General features: G+C 70.3%; 17 protein-coding genes. 5 read left to right on the forward strand and 12 right to left on the reverse strand.

All coding sequences use genetic code 11. From position 1 onward, the window contains the following. Positions 1 to 36: 36 nt before the first annotated feature. From AB0E63_RS33300 to AB0E63_RS33350, 11 genes are all read right to left on the reverse strand, one after another. Positions 37 to 705 (reverse strand): dienelactone hydrolase family protein, encoded by a 669-nt coding sequence (locus AB0E63_RS33300; RefSeq protein ID WP_360375021.1) that lies wholly within the window; start codon positions 703 to 705, stop codon positions 37 to 39. An 89-nt stretch (positions 706 to 794) separates the two neighbouring features. Next, positions 795 to 1253 (reverse strand): universal stress protein, encoded by a 459-nt coding sequence (locus AB0E63_RS33305; protein ID WP_360375023.1) that lies wholly within the window; start codon positions 1251 to 1253, stop codon positions 795 to 797. Then, the gene (locus AB0E63_RS33310; RefSeq protein ID WP_360375025.1) at positions 1250 to 1861 is read right to left on the reverse strand and encodes a V-type ATP synthase subunit D; all 612 of its coding nucleotides are present in this window, start codon (positions 1859 to 1861) and stop codon (positions 1250 to 1252) included. Before AB0E63_RS33310 ends, AB0E63_RS33305 begins: the two co-directional genes overlap by 4 nt. Then, positions 1858 to 3243 carry a V-type ATP synthase subunit B gene (locus AB0E63_RS33315; protein WP_360375027.1) on the reverse strand — a complete coding sequence of 462 codons (1386 nt, stop codon included), beginning with the start codon at positions 3241 to 3243 and terminating at the stop codon, positions 1858 to 1860. Before AB0E63_RS33315 ends, AB0E63_RS33310 begins: the two co-directional genes overlap by 4 nt. Continuing rightward, complete coding sequence (locus tag AB0E63_RS33320) at positions 3240 to 4958, reverse strand: V-type ATP synthase subunit A (protein WP_360375029.1); 1719 nt, start codon at positions 4956 to 4958, stop codon at positions 3240 to 3242. Before AB0E63_RS33320 ends, AB0E63_RS33315 begins: the two co-directional genes overlap by 4 nt. After that, positions 4955 to 5482 (reverse strand): V-type ATP synthase subunit E family protein, encoded by a 528-nt coding sequence (locus AB0E63_RS33325; protein ID WP_360375031.1) that lies wholly within the window; start codon positions 5480 to 5482, stop codon positions 4955 to 4957. Before AB0E63_RS33325 ends, AB0E63_RS33320 begins: the two co-directional genes overlap by 4 nt. Next, positions 5479 to 5700 carry a V-type ATP synthase subunit F gene (locus tag AB0E63_RS33330; RefSeq protein WP_360375033.1) on the reverse strand — a complete coding sequence of 74 codons (222 nt, stop codon included), beginning with the start codon at positions 5698 to 5700 and terminating at the stop codon, positions 5479 to 5481. The genes AB0E63_RS33325 and AB0E63_RS33330 overlap by 4 nt, the downstream gene beginning before the upstream one ends. Beyond that, a complete protein-coding gene (locus AB0E63_RS33335) occupies positions 5697 to 6077 on the reverse strand; it encodes an ATP synthase subunit C (RefSeq protein ID WP_360375035.1) in 381 nt (126 codons plus the stop codon). The genes AB0E63_RS33330 and AB0E63_RS33335 overlap by 4 nt, the downstream gene beginning before the upstream one ends. Then, positions 6074 to 7393 (reverse strand): V-type ATPase 116kDa subunit family protein, encoded by a 1320-nt coding sequence (locus AB0E63_RS33340; protein WP_360375037.1) that lies wholly within the window; start codon positions 7391 to 7393, stop codon positions 6074 to 6076. The genes AB0E63_RS33335 and AB0E63_RS33340 overlap by 4 nt, the downstream gene beginning before the upstream one ends. Continuing rightward, the gene (locus AB0E63_RS33345; protein ID WP_360375039.1) at positions 7380 to 8306 is read right to left on the reverse strand and encodes a hypothetical protein; all 927 of its coding nucleotides are present in this window, start codon (positions 8304 to 8306) and stop codon (positions 7380 to 7382) included. Before AB0E63_RS33345 ends, AB0E63_RS33340 begins: the two co-directional genes overlap by 14 nt. After that, positions 8306 to 8695, reverse strand: a complete 390-nt coding sequence (locus tag AB0E63_RS33350) for a hypothetical protein (RefSeq protein ID WP_360375041.1) — start codon at positions 8693 to 8695, stop codon at positions 8306 to 8308. The genes AB0E63_RS33345 and AB0E63_RS33350 overlap by 1 nt, the downstream gene beginning before the upstream one ends. 308 nt (positions 8696 to 9003) lie before the next feature. On the opposite strand from AB0E63_RS33350, the gene AB0E63_RS33355 reads away from it, so the two are divergent. Genes AB0E63_RS33355 through AB0E63_RS33365 form a run of 3 tightly spaced genes read left to right on the forward strand, consistent with a single transcriptional unit; the run spans position 9004 to position 10812 of the window. After that, positions 9004 to 9216, forward strand: a complete 213-nt coding sequence (locus tag AB0E63_RS33355) for a DUF1918 domain-containing protein (protein WP_360375043.1) — start codon at positions 9004 to 9006, stop codon at positions 9214 to 9216. Between the two features lie 37 nt (positions 9217 to 9253). Then, positions 9254 to 9949: a pyridoxamine 5'-phosphate oxidase family protein gene (locus AB0E63_RS33360; RefSeq protein ID WP_360375045.1), complete on the forward strand. Its 696-nt coding sequence runs from the start codon at positions 9254 to 9256 to the stop codon at positions 9947 to 9949. Further along, positions 9946 to 10812, forward strand: a complete 867-nt coding sequence (locus tag AB0E63_RS33365) for a universal stress protein (RefSeq protein WP_360375047.1) — start codon at positions 9946 to 9948, stop codon at positions 10810 to 10812. Before AB0E63_RS33360 ends, AB0E63_RS33365 begins: the two co-directional genes overlap by 4 nt. A gap of 37 nt (positions 10813 to 10849) precedes the next feature. Here the strand turns inward: AB0E63_RS33365 and AB0E63_RS33370 are convergent, their stop codons facing one another. After that, positions 10850 to 11539: a CBS domain-containing protein gene (locus AB0E63_RS33370; protein WP_360375049.1), complete on the reverse strand. Its 690-nt coding sequence runs from the start codon at positions 11537 to 11539 to the stop codon at positions 10850 to 10852. A gap of 186 nt (positions 11540 to 11725) precedes the next feature. Here AB0E63_RS33370 and AB0E63_RS33375 point away from each other — a divergent pair, with 186 nt between their 5' ends. Beyond that, positions 11726 to 12202 carry a GyrI-like domain-containing protein gene (locus tag AB0E63_RS33375; RefSeq protein WP_360375051.1) on the forward strand — a complete coding sequence of 159 codons (477 nt, stop codon included), beginning with the start codon at positions 11726 to 11728 and terminating at the stop codon, positions 12200 to 12202. A 36-nt stretch (positions 12203 to 12238) separates the two neighbouring features. Then, a partial coding sequence (locus AB0E63_RS33380; RefSeq protein WP_360375053.1) for a hypothetical protein occupies positions 12239 to 13166 on the forward strand: 928 nt, incomplete at its 3' end.

Here is a 13166-nt window from a genome sequence, read left to right on the forward strand (position 1 = left end):
AGGCAGTCCCCCTCTCGCGGGACCATCGGCGATGCGTCAGCCAGTCGGGCGCTCACGAACATGCTCGTCGAAGAAGGCCAGGACCCGCCGCCACGAGTCAGCCGCCGCATCCGGTTGGTAGTTGCGCCATCGGTCGTTGAAGAACGCATGCTTGGCCCCCGGATAGATCTTCAGATCGTGCGCGATACCAGCGGCCGTCAATTCTGTCTCCAGCACGCCCGCAGCCCTGGTCGTGAAGTCCTTCCCGGGCCAGGAACCAACCACAGGGCACAACCGCCTCATCGCCCCGCGAGGTCTCGGCGCGGAGCCGTAGAAAGGGGCGACCGCCGTCAGCCGGTCCTCGGTACAGGCCCAGGTGAGCACAATGGATCCGCCGAGGCAGAACCCGATGGCACCGATCCGCTCGCCGTCCACTTCGGGATGACCGGCCAGCCGCCCCAGCGCGTCCTTCAGACCGGGAACGCCGTAATAGTCGAGGTTGCCGGCCAGTCCGCCCACGAGCATCCGGGCCATGCAGACAGCGCGGCTCCGTCCCTCGAACAGGTCCACACCCAGGGCGGCATATCCCTCGCCGGCGAACCGGCCGCAGATGTCGCGGATGTTGTCGTTGAGCCCGAATGCCTCATGAACGACGACCACACCGGCGAACGGACCTCCGTCGTCGGGCAGAGCCAGGTAGGAACTGTCCAGCGATTCGGTTCTCATGGCGCCTCCTGGGCACGGGTAACCATCACCATCCGGTGTCACCGGTGGGTCCGGCAAGGGCGTCGTACGACGGACTTCCGCGCGCTGCGTCACGTCTCCTGGCCGGCGCTGTCTTTCGGCGCGGGCGGCACCACCAGGACTGGGACGTCGGCGAATTCCAGCAAGTGTTCGACGTTCACCGACGGCGTGCGGCTGCCGGCCGGCAACCGTGGTTCCCGCGCGACCACGATCAGGTCCGCGCCGCATCGGCCGACGGCCGCCAGCACTTGCTCGGCGCCGTGCCCGGACAGCACCTCGGTCTCGGCCGCCACGCCTTGACGATCCGCCATCGTGGCAACCCGGCTCACCATCGCCACCGCACCCCGAGCGCGTCGACTCGCCGCATCCGGGATCGCGGCCGCACTGAGCCGAGCGTCCAGCACGTGATCCTCGACGACCGTGACCAGCGTGAGCCTCGCGCCGGCCGCCGCGGCCAGGTCGACCGCCACTCGCGCTGCGTGCAGGGCCGCCGCAGAGTCGTCCACGACCACCAGGAACCGGTCCGTCATCGGTCCTCCCGGCATGCATTCGCCGCAGCCCAGCGCAGCCGCAGGTTCTCCTCGCGCTCTGTCTCGTCGAGGCGTTGCACAATCTCGGCCAGCCGCCGGTCGAGCTTGGGGATCCAGCGCTGTTCGAGCGCGCGTTGTTGCTGCCGGGTCAGCGCCAGCTCGGCGGCGACCAGGGCGACCGCGCGCTGGGCCGCGGCCAGCCGCGCCGCGGCGAGGAGTGCCGTGCGGTGGGCTTCGACCGTATAGGCCAAGGCAGAGCTTCCGGCCGGTCCGGGCCGCGGAACGAAGCGGATCTCGACACTGGTTGGGTGTCGCACACCCATGGTCACGTCATAGCCGATGGTGACGTCGGCGGCAGCCAACGGGGTCGACGCTTGCAGACCGCGCTGCCCGTCCAGCGCGGTACTTCGCCGCAGCCAGTTCATCGCAGCGCGCGACTCTTGCTCGAAGGTCTCGGCAGCTCGGGCGGCGGCCAACTCCAGCCGTTCGCACTCCACCGCGAGCGCTCGTTGTTTGCGATCCAGCAACTCGACCGCTCGTCGTGCCGTCGCCAACCTCGCGGTCACTGCAAGCCGTCCGGCGCGGCCGGTGGCCGCCGCGCCGCTCATCGTCCGCCGCCCGGCAGATGCTCGGCCAGCAAGGCGCGCGACAGCATGGTCAGTTCACGCCGAGGCAACACCGACACCGCCTGCCACAGCCGGTCCAGCGTCTGGTCGAAGCTCCGCGTCTCGTCAACTCGCTGTCGTAGTAGTGAATCCTCCAGCGCGGTGGCGTACGCCAAGTAGCCGCGATCGATGTCGCTGAGCGCTCCGCCGCCGATCAGGTCTGCCAGTTCGGCGGCCTGCCTAGCCCGAGCGAGCGCGGCGATCGCCTGGGCGGCCAGCTCCAGGTGATCGGCTCTGGTCCGGCCTGGGCCGGCACCGTGGCGCATCAACCGCGACAGCGAACTGAGTACGTCGAGCGGCGGGTACAGGCCGCGCGCATGCAGATCTTCGGCCAGCACGATCTGTCCTTCGGTGATGTACCCGGTCAGATCCGGCACCGGATGGGTGATGTCACCGGCAGGCATCGTCAGGACCGGCATGATCGTGACCGAACCGGGCCGGCCCCGGATCCGGCCGCACCGCTCGTACAGCGAAGCCAGATCGCTGTACAGATAGCCCGGATAGGCACGCCGGGCCGGGATCTCCTGACGCGCCGCCGCCACTTCGCGCACCGCTTCGCAATAGCTGGTCATGTCGGCCATCACCACCAGCACGTGGCTGCCCAGATCGAAGGCCAGATGCTCCGCGACCGTGAGTGCGATCCGAGGCGTCAGCAACCGTTCGATCACCGGGTCGTCGGCGCTGTTGAGCAGCATCACCAGCTCTCCCGCCGCGGCTCGTCCCTCCAGCGCCATACGAACGAAGTCGATGTCGGCATGTGGCAGGCCCATCGCCGCGAAGACGATCAGGAAGGGGTCGCCCACCGCGGAGGCCTGGGCCGCGATCTGCGTCGCGAGCTGCAGGTGAGGCAGGCCGGGTACCGAGAAGATCGGCAGCTTCTGCCCGCGGACCAGTGTGGTCAGCGCGTCGATCCCGGACACACCGGTCAGCACCGGTTGCCGCGGCGGCTCCCGCTCGACCGGGTTGAGCGGCCATCCGTTCACCGGCGCGGTGACCGAGCCGAGCACCGGTGGGCCACCGTCCAGCGGCTCGCCGCGCCCGTCACAGATCCGGCCGAGCCAGCCGGAACCGAGCGGGATCCGGAACGGGCTGCCACTGAACCCGACCCGGACCCCGCCGAGGCGCATCCCGTCAGTGCCTTCCAGCACGTGCAGTACGGCGAGGTCGTCGGCTACCTCCAGCACGACGCCGTGGCGTTCGGTGCCGTCGTCCAGCCTTACGACGGCCGACTCGTCCCAGCCCACGTCACGGACGCCACGCACCACCAGAAGCGAACCACGCAGCGACTCGACCGCGCCGTACTCGAGGTCTGAACCCGTACTCATGGCAACGCCTCCAACGCGGTCAGGATCTCGGTCCGGCACCGCTCGAGATCCGCCTGCTCGGGAGCTTCCTCCCGCGCCCTGATCAGCGCGCCGAAATCGAACTCCTCCAACTCCGTCGCCGCCACCCCTCGATCGACGAGCACCAGGCAACGGTCGACGACATCGAGCACCAGCTGCAGCAGCTCAGCGCCGCGCTCGACGGTGCAGCTGGCATCGACTGCGCTCAGCGCGCTCTGCGCCAGGACCGTTTCGCGCAGCAGCCGGCCGCCGAGGATCGTCATGCGTTCCCGCCCGGGCAACGTCCGGGTACCGACGATCTCGGCAAGCTCGGTCAATCGCGCCGCCTCGGCCAGCAGGGTCATCGCCCGGGCTCGCCGCGCGGCCCAGCCCTGGTTCCCATGACCGGCATGCCAAGCACCCACGGCGGCCACGTCGTGCGAGTACGACGCCGCCCAGCTGACAGCCGGATAATGGCGCGCGTACGCGAGGTCGCGGTCCAGCGACCAGACGCCGCGGACGAATCGCTCGGTCGCGGTGGTGACCGGCTCGGTCAGGTCACCACCGGGTGGGGACACGGCACCGACGACCGTGACGGCGGCGACCTGGCCGCCGTGCGTCCGGACCCGGCCGGCTCGTTCGTAGAACGCGGCGAGTGCCGAGGACAGGTCGGCCGGATACCCCTCCTCCGCGGGCAGCGCTCCGGTCCGGGACGCGAACTCCCGCAACGCTTCGGCCCAGCGCGAGGTCGAATCGGCCACGACGACCGCGTGGTACCCCATGTCCCGGAAGTACTCCGCCACGGTGACGGCGGTGAACACACTGGCCTCTCGCGCCATCATCGGCATGTTCGACGTGTTGGCGAGGATCACCGTACGGTCGATCATCCGCCCACCGGTGCGCGGATCGGCGAGCTCAGCCAGCTCGCCCAGCACATCCGCCATCTCGTTGCCGCGCTCGCCACACCCGACGTACACGATGACGTCGGCATCGCACCATTTCGCCACCTGTTGCAGCAGCACGGTCTTGCCGGTGCCGAATCCGCCCGGCACCGCGGTCGTCGAACCCGCACCGATCGGGAAGAGCAGGTCCAGCACCCGTTGCCCGGTGTGCAGCGGGACGAAGGTCTCCTCGCGGCGCTCGAACGGCCGCGGCCGGCGGACAGGCCACTGCTCGAACAAGCCCACGTCGACGTCTCCGACGCGCGCCACCGTCGCGTCAGCCGACACCTTGCCGGCCCCGGCGAGGAATCGCAGCTCCCCGGTCACTCCCGGCGGCACCAGCACGCGGTGCTCTATCGCTCCCGAACCTGTCACCACTCCCAGCACGGTGCCCGGCGACACCTGGTGTCCCTGTTCCACACCGGGCACGAAGTGCCAACGATCCCCCGTGGATTCCTCCAACGCCAATTGCTGCGGAGACAACCAGGTCGGCGCGGTCGACAGTGGACGCAGCAATCCGTCGAAGACCTGTCCCAGCAGGCCTGGCCCGAGACGGGCGGACAGTGGGCGCCCGGTGCGGTGAACCGGGTCGCCGACCCTCAGTCCCCCGGTGTACTCGAAGGCCTGCAAGGTGCAGGTGTCACCGCTGATCGCGACCACCTCGGCCGGGATCCGGAGCTCACCGAGTTCCAGCACCTCGTACATCGCGGTGTCTGGCACATCTCGTACTTCGACCAGCGGGCCGTTGATGCGCCGGATCCGGCCCGGTTGCATCATGCCGCCCACAGCTCTGCCACCTCCGCACCTGACCGCTCCAGAGCACGTTCCGCCAAAGTCGGGAGGGTCAGGTCCAGCCGTCGGTCACCAGCCGAAGCCAGTACGCCGCCGTCCACACTGTCCGCCACCGTCGCGTCGGAACCCAGCTGAGCCAGAGCTCGTTCGGCCAGGTGACGGCGGAGCTCTTCATATCCAGGGCTTTCGGCCAGGGCCGCCGCCTCAGCACGACACCGCCACCGCAGCTCTTCGTAGAGGTCTCGCTGTGCGGTGAGCATGCTCCGGCGCCCGTCCCGGCGGCTCTGAGCGAGCCGAGCGTTCACGACCGCAGTGGCTTCGGCCTCTCCGTCCGCGCGAGCGGTGGCCAACATCTCCTCAGCGGTACGTCGTGCGTCGGCGAGCAACTCGTCCTTGCGTTGACGTGCGTTCCGCAGCACCTCTGCGGCATCGGCGCGGGCAGCCGCGCGCAACGCCGTCCGAACCGGCTCCAGGGCGGCGTCGGCGATCGACGCGAGCGGACGGCTCATGGTGGCAACACCACCGTCAGCACTGCGGCGGACTCCAGCACCTGGCGGCCGAGCGCGTCAGCGGCGGCCGGCGTCAGCAGCACCACCCCGACGTCAGCGGGTAGCTCGTGCCAGCATCGCCGTACCTCGTCGGGTGTAGTTGCTGCGAGCAACTGTGCACCGGCGAGTCCGTAGCCCGAGGTGCGGACCGGCTCTCCCAGCACGGCGACCGTGGTCATCTCGCCTGGCCCACCAGGATCAGGGCGACGATCAGGCCGTAGATCGCGATGCCCTCGGCGAGTCCGACGACCACCATCGCCCGGCCGAACAACTCCGGCCGCTCGCTCATCGCGGCCAACGCGGCGGCGCCGGTGTAAGCGACCGCGATCCCTGCCCCGATCGCAGAGCCGGCCACCGCGATGGCGGCGCCGAGCAGGGCGGACCCATTGGCCGCGGCTGCCTCGCCGGCCGTCGCCACCTCCGGCCGCCCGGCGGCGAAACCCCAGTCCGCGGTCACAATGGCGATCAGCACTGCGATCGCGCCGGTCAGCAGGACGACGTTCAGCACAGTCAGCAGGACAGCCGCCCAAGGATGCCGGCGAAGGAAACTTCTCACGTTGTCACCTCCATGTCCTCCGCGGGCAGCCGCCACGGACGGAACGGCCGCCCGTCCGACTCGAAGACCCGGGAGAACAGTTCGTAGTACTCGAGACGAAGGGCCTGGATACCTGCGACCAGCGCCTCCAGGGCGAACGCGACGGCGGTGCCGATGAGCAGCACCAGAACGGCACCTACCCGGCCCGCCGGCGATCCGCCGCCCCACAGGGCGGTCGCGCCCAGCCAGACGATCGCACCGAGCGCGGCATGGGTCAGGCCGAAGGCGGCGAGGCGAGCGAACGAGACGACGTTCGAGCCGAGCCGGACGACCACGTCGAACAACTCGACCACCGCCTGCAGCACGCCGGCGGAGCCGCCACCGGCCACGGCGAGCAGGCCGACGAAGGTGAGCACCAACCCGGCGATCGCGAGCAGGACGGCAGCGAGCAGAATGCCGCCGATGCCGAAGTAGATGCCGGCGACGACACCACCGAGCGCGAGGAACAGCAGGCTGCCGGCGATGCCGGTCCGCGCATAGAGGACGAAACCCCAGCCACCCTCGCGGAAGCGGTTGACGATGCCGAGGGCGTACGCACCGCCCAGCAGCACCGCACCGACACCGATCGCCGTCAGCAGCAAGGTGGTGACGGCGTCGATCGGGGACAGCCAGAGCACCGGCACCAGGCCGGTCGGACCGAACATCTCGCCGTACAAGAATCCGAAGACGACGCTCATCGCGCCCGCGCCGGCCAGGAACGGCCACGCCCGCCGGATCTTCGCGAGCCGGGCGAACCGTCCGCTGCGGACGATCGCCGCACCGATCAGCAGGAGCAAACCGTGACCGACGTCGCCGAACATCATCCCGAACATCGCGACATAGACGATCCCGGCGACCAGGGACGGATCCACATCGGCGTACGGCACCGTCGTATAGGTCTGCACGATCAGTTCGAAGGACTGGCCGCGACCCTGCTGCCGCAACAACGTCGGCGGCTGGATGCCCGGAGGCTGCGGGAGAGGTACGACGGCGCCGCCGATCGAGGCCAACTCGGAGGTTAGGTCGGGCAGGGCCGCATTCGGTGTCCAGCCCAGCCAGGCCGTGACGGGACCGTGGGCGACCGCCTGAGCCGTTCGCCGCCGGAACTCCGTCTCGCGAGCCGACCAGTCCGGCTGCCGCTCGGCGGTGACGGCCAGCTCGACCTCGGGCTGCACCGGATCGAGTTCGACCACACCGGCCGTATCCAGCCGCGCAAGCAGATCACGGGTGTGCTCGGCCGGGACGACCAGACCGACCCGCTGCATCCGCACCGGCCGCACGGCGTCACGCCAGGACATCGAGCACCTCCCCCGGTCCGGCGCCGAGCGCCGCGTCCCCGAGCGCGACCCGCACCCGCCAGCCGTCGACCGCCAGGACGGCGATCGCGCCCAGGAACAGCTCCACATCCGGCGTTCCGTGCCGCAGCAGCCGGAAGCCGTCCGACTCGATCCGGACGGCGAGACCTGTCTCGGCGCGCCAGAGGCCCGGCGGGGAGTCGACGCCATCCAGGACCCACCGGCCCGCCACGGGGACCGCCGCGCGCAGAGCGGACACCGAGCCCGCCCGCACCCAGTTCGTCCCGACCAACGGAGCCGCGGCCCGTACCAGCCAGTCGGCCGGCCCAGTAGTTGCTATTAGCAACTGTTTGGCCACCAGCAGGACCGCAGCACCGGTCACCCACTCGATCGTCGGGGCCGCCTCGGCGGCGACCATCCGCAGCCAGCGCAGCGCGAGTACGTCGTGCAGCGCCTCGACCGTGCTGTCGCCCGGATCGCCCCACGGCGAGGCCGCGAGCGCTTCCCGGAGAGCTTGTGGCGAAGTGGTCACAGCGATCCGCGGCCAGGACAACGCCAGGCTGCCGAGGTCGTAGTACTGCCCGGACCGGCCGGGCTCGGCGAGGCTTCGTGCGTGTGTCTCGATGTTGGCGCGTTCGTAGCGCGCGCCCAGTGCCCGGGCCAGTCCGACCGCCGATCTGGGCAGCCAGCCCGCGAGCACCCGCAACTGCCACAGCTCCACGGCCGCGACCAGCCGCTCCGCTGCCGGCAAGGACGTGCCCGGCGCCGATGCCTTCGTGTACGCCGTACCACGGAGCAGGCCGAGCGCATCGGACAGGTTCGGCGCCCGCGCGATCCGCTGGGCTGCACCGGCTCCGATGCGTCGTCGTGCCATCGCCTTCGCCCGGACGGTAGCGGCCACCCAGCCCGCACCCATCACATCGCTCCGGCTCGTCCGGCGTCGGCTCGAACCCGGTCCAGGATCAGGGCGACCAACTCGTCCATCCGCTGCAGGCCACGCCGGGTCAGCATTTCCGCCTCAGCTGTCGCGGTGGTCCGGGTGCGCTCGGCCACGGCATCCCCGCCGGCCGTGATCGCGGCTGCCGCCTCGGCGCGCTCGGCCGCTCCCCGGGCGGCAGCGGAGGCGACCAGACCGGCGGCCTCGCGCTGCGCTCCCTCGATCAGCTCGGCGGCCGTCTGCTCGGCGCTCGCGCGGATCTCCCGGCACTCGGCGATCACACCGTCCAGGGCGTCGAAGACCGCGACGAGTTCGGTAGGGACACCGGGGCGGTGGTCCCACAGGTACGCCGACCGGGCCGGCTCCACCCGGGGATCCGACGGGGCGGAAGCGGCGCAGCCGGTCCAGCATCACGCTCATCGCACTCACCGTTCAGTTGTCACGGTTCCCAGGCACCTCACGTTGGGTCTATCAGCATCGTGGCCGCGCGGCGCCGGCTCTCCCAAGGGCCCAAGGTCCCGACCACCCCGGACAAGGGACCTCCAACCGGGCGAGGGCCTTTCGGTCCCTGCCCGCGGGAACTTGGCCCCTGCCGCCGCCCCCGGGGCAGGTGTCAGGGTGAGGATAGGCGCGCCGGCGGACCGCCGGGAAGCCATGCACAGGGAGGAGCACGACCATGAAGGCGGCACCTGGCGACTGGTTGATGATCGAAGGCACCCACCTCGACGACCCGAAACGTCACGGCCTGATCCTCGAGGTCCACGGCCCCGACGGCTCGCCGCCGTACATCGTCCGCTGGGACGACACCAAGACCGAGACGGTGGTCATCCCGAGCGCGGGCGCCCACATCTTCACCGCCGAACAGATGAAGCAGACTCACGGCCGCTGAGTGGCGAACCAGCACGTGGGGACAGCGAGGTTCTCGAGTGGAGGCACCGCAGATGATCGCGAACGAGCAGCCGGACGGCGGCGGAGATCTGTCCCGGCGCGTCCGCAGACGCCGCAGCGCACTGGGGTTGACCCGCGAGGAGGTGGCCGCGCGGGCGCGGATGGACTCCGGCTACCTGGCCCGGGTCGAGCATGCGCCCGTCGCCCTGACCACGAGTTCCCTGATCCGCCTCGCCGACGCTCTCGACACCACGGTCGCCGACCTTCTCGGCGCGATCCCCGAACAACCCCCGGGTCACGGTCGTGCCGCCCTGCACCCCGTCCTGGCCGCGCTGGGCGAGCAGGAATGCCTCCGCCTGATCGAGCCGGGCGGCGTCGGCCGGGTCGCCTTCGAGTGGGCTGGCCGGCTGCACGTTCTACCGGTGAACTTCGCCGTACACAACGGCGGCATCGTGTTCCGGACCGCGGCGACGACATCGATCGGGCAGTACGGCGAGGGACCGGTCGCCTTCGAGGTGGACCGCTTCGACGAGGGCATGCACGAGGGCTGGAGCGTCCTGATCGACGGCACCGCCCGGCACGCCGGCTCCGAGCGGACCGCCCTCCTCGGTACGACGGTCGACCCCTGGGCCGGTGGTGACCGCGAGGTCTACGTCGTGATCACACCGACCTGCGTCACCGGTCGCCGGGTCCGTGCCGGGTACGACGCGATGACGACAGGAAGTCATCCATGATCACCACGGTCGTCGCCGGGTACGACGGGTCTCCCGCGAGCGAGACCGCGGTCTGGTGGGCCGCCGAGGAGGCCGACCGCCGATCGGCACGACTGCGCCTCACCTACGCTCAGCCGTTGCCGTTCTTCAGCAGCCCACTGGGGATCCCCTCGGTTCCGCTCCCCACCGACATGCTGCGGGTCACCGCCGAACACCTGCTGGCCGAAGCCGCCCAGGAGATCCGGGAGACCTTCCCGCGCCTGCTGGTCGACGCCGTCGTCACCTTCGGCGGCGCCGCGCCGGCTTTGTTGCAGGAGGCAATGAATGCCGGGCTGGTCGTGGTCGGCTCGCGCGGCCTCGGCGAGTTCCGGGACCTGGCGATGGGATCGGTGTCGGCCCACGTGGCGACCCACGCGTCCTGTCCGGTCGTCGTCGTACCGCCGCGCTGGGAGTCCGGCCAGGCCGGCGGGATCGTCGTCGGAGTCGACGGCTCCAAGTGCTCACTCCAAGCGATCGAGTTCGCCTTCGAGCAGGCCGAGTCCAGGCAGACGACGCTGACGGCGGTGATGGCCTGGCACGACCCGATCAGCACCGGCCCGAACGATCCGCTGCCTGTTGTCTACGACCTCGACACCCTCGAAGAGGAAAGCGCGGCGCTGCTGGCCGAGTCGATGGCCGGCCACCGCGACAAGTACCTGGACGTCCCTGTGGACGAGCTTCTCGTCCACGGGACTGCGCACGACGCACTGCTCTCCGCCGGCAGGTCCGCTGAACTGCTCGTGGTCGGATCCCGGGGCCGTGGCGCGTTCCGCGGTCTCCTGCTCGGCTCCACCAGCCGCGCCCTCGTCCACCACCCACCCTGCCCGGTCGCGGTCGTCCGCTGACTCAGGAGGGCACGTTCAGCACCAGGTAGCCGACTGCCTACTGGAAGTCGGTGGTGCCAGGGGCCGGGACGGTGTCGTCGAACGCCCAGGTGAGTTCGTTGCGTACGTCGACCACCCCGTCGACCTCACGGGTCAGCCGCTCGGCGGTCGCCACCATGCTCCGGTGGTCGAGTTCCCCGGTCAGAGTGACGACACCGTCGGCCACCGTCACCTCCACTCCGAATGGGTCGTCCCAGAGCGCGTGCTCGACCAGGTCACGCCGTACCCGCGCGAGAATCTCGTGGTCCGGAGCAACGAACGCGCGCAGCAGATCCGACCTGGTGACGATGCCGATCATGACGTAGCCGTCGGCGTCGGTGACGACCAGCCGGGTGACGCTCCGCGCCGCCATCCGGCGGGCCGCCTCGTCGAGGGTCGAGCCGTCGGTCGTGGTAACCGCCGGGTGCGTCATCAGCGTCCGGGCGGTCACGGCGACCGCCTTCGACCGCGACCGGTGGTGCCACCAGCGCAGCAACCACGGCAACCGGCGGGTCCGCTGGAACTGCTCCTTGCGGAGCAGATCCGTCTCCGAGACGACGCCGACCACGGTGCCGAACCGGTCGACCACCGGTACGGCGCTGATGTGATGCTCGGCCAGCACTTCGGCCACTGCCTTGAATCCCGCGTCGTCGGGCACGGTGATGACGTCGGTGCTCATCACGTCCGCGACCGTCAGCCGGTGCTTCATCGCTCCCCCTCGGCACAGCGTTCACCCTCATTCCACGAGCCGGCCGAGCGCGCAAGCAGAGCCGAAGGTCCCGGTCCCGCCGCCACAGGACCCGGTCGCCGACCATGGACCCGCCTGGTTCAGGACTGTCGGCCCTGCCGGGCGCCCACCGGGTGCCGTGTGCTGGAAGGGGAAAGGAGCGCAACGATGCGTACAGTTCTGATCGAGAGCCGGAACCTGACTGAACAACCCACCGCGGTCCGGCGCGGGACGATGACCCCCGCCGAGATGCCGACGTGGTTCCCCACGGCGTACGGCGAAGTCGCGGAGTTCCTGCGGCTCCGCGGCATCACTCCGACCGGTCCGCCCTTCGCGCGGTACCGCATGTTGCCCGGCGGCTATTTCGAGGTCGAGGCCGGTTTCCCCGTGCCCGGACCGGTGAGCTCCGACCGGACGACGCAGCCGTCGACCCTGCCCAGCGGTCCGGCAGCCGTCACCATTCATGTCGGCCCTTACGACCAGGTCGGCTCCACCTACGAGGCGCTGACCGACTGGCTCAGGCTGCGCGCCGCCACGCCCTCCGGTGCCCCCTGGGAGATCTACCACGATCCGCCTGAGGGCGACGCCACCACCTGGTACACCGAGATCGTCCAGCCGTATTGCCCGGCACTTGACCTCTCGTAGTAGCCCGGCCGCAGGGTCGCACCAAGGAGGACATCCGTGAACACCACCAAGGCACTGACCGACGACGAGGTGGGCATTCTGCTCGCCGCCGCGGTCCACGCTCCGTCGATGGACAACACCCAACCCTGGCGGTTCGAGGTCGCCGGACCGGTGATCGACGTCCGGCTCGACGATGACCTGATCCTGCCCGCCGCCGACCCGGCCGGCCGCGCGATCCGGATCGGTCTGGGCGCCGCGGCGTTCAACCTCCGGGTTGCAGCCGCCATGCTCGGGCACGAGTCGACGTTCGCCGTCACGCCCGACCCGGCCGAACCGGACGTGGTCGCCCGGATCTACCTGTCCGATCGCAGCGGCCTTATCACCGAGCTGTCCGCCCTGTACGGCGAGATCTCGCGCCGGCACACCTATCGCGGCCCGATGCTCGACCAGGCCATCCCGCCGATGGTGATCAGCGCGCTGACCGACGCCGCCGAGATCGAAGGCGCCGAACTGCACTGGCTGGACGACGATGCCACCCGGACGCTGGGACAGCTCCTGCGGCAGGCGGACGACGCCGACCTGCATGACGAGGACCGCCTGCTGGAGCGCGGCCGGTGGGTCGGCGGCGAGCGGCCGCACGACGGCGTACCGGACACCGCACTCGGGCCGGTGCCTACCGGTCCGGCCATGGTCCGGGATCTGGCGACCGGTCTCGACACAACGGGCCGGGAGCACGCAGTCTTCGAACGGCGTCCGCGCATCGCCGTGCTCGCCACCGCGGACGAGGACGAGCCCGCCTGGGTGCTGGCCGGCCTCGCCTTGGAGCGTGTGTTGCTGACCGCAACTTCCTCGGTGCTGGCCGTCTCCTTCCTCAATCAGGCGCTGGAGTACCCGACCTTGCGGGCACAGATCCGGGACCTGATCGGTGGACGGAGCTGGCCGCAGATGATCCTCCGGATCGGCTATCCAGCCCAGGCAGAGGCAC

Source organism: Kribbella sp. NPDC026596 (genome assembly GCF_040638415.1).
In the GTDB taxonomy this organism is placed as follows: Bacteria; Actinomycetota; Actinomycetes; order Propionibacteriales; family Kribbellaceae; genus Kribbella.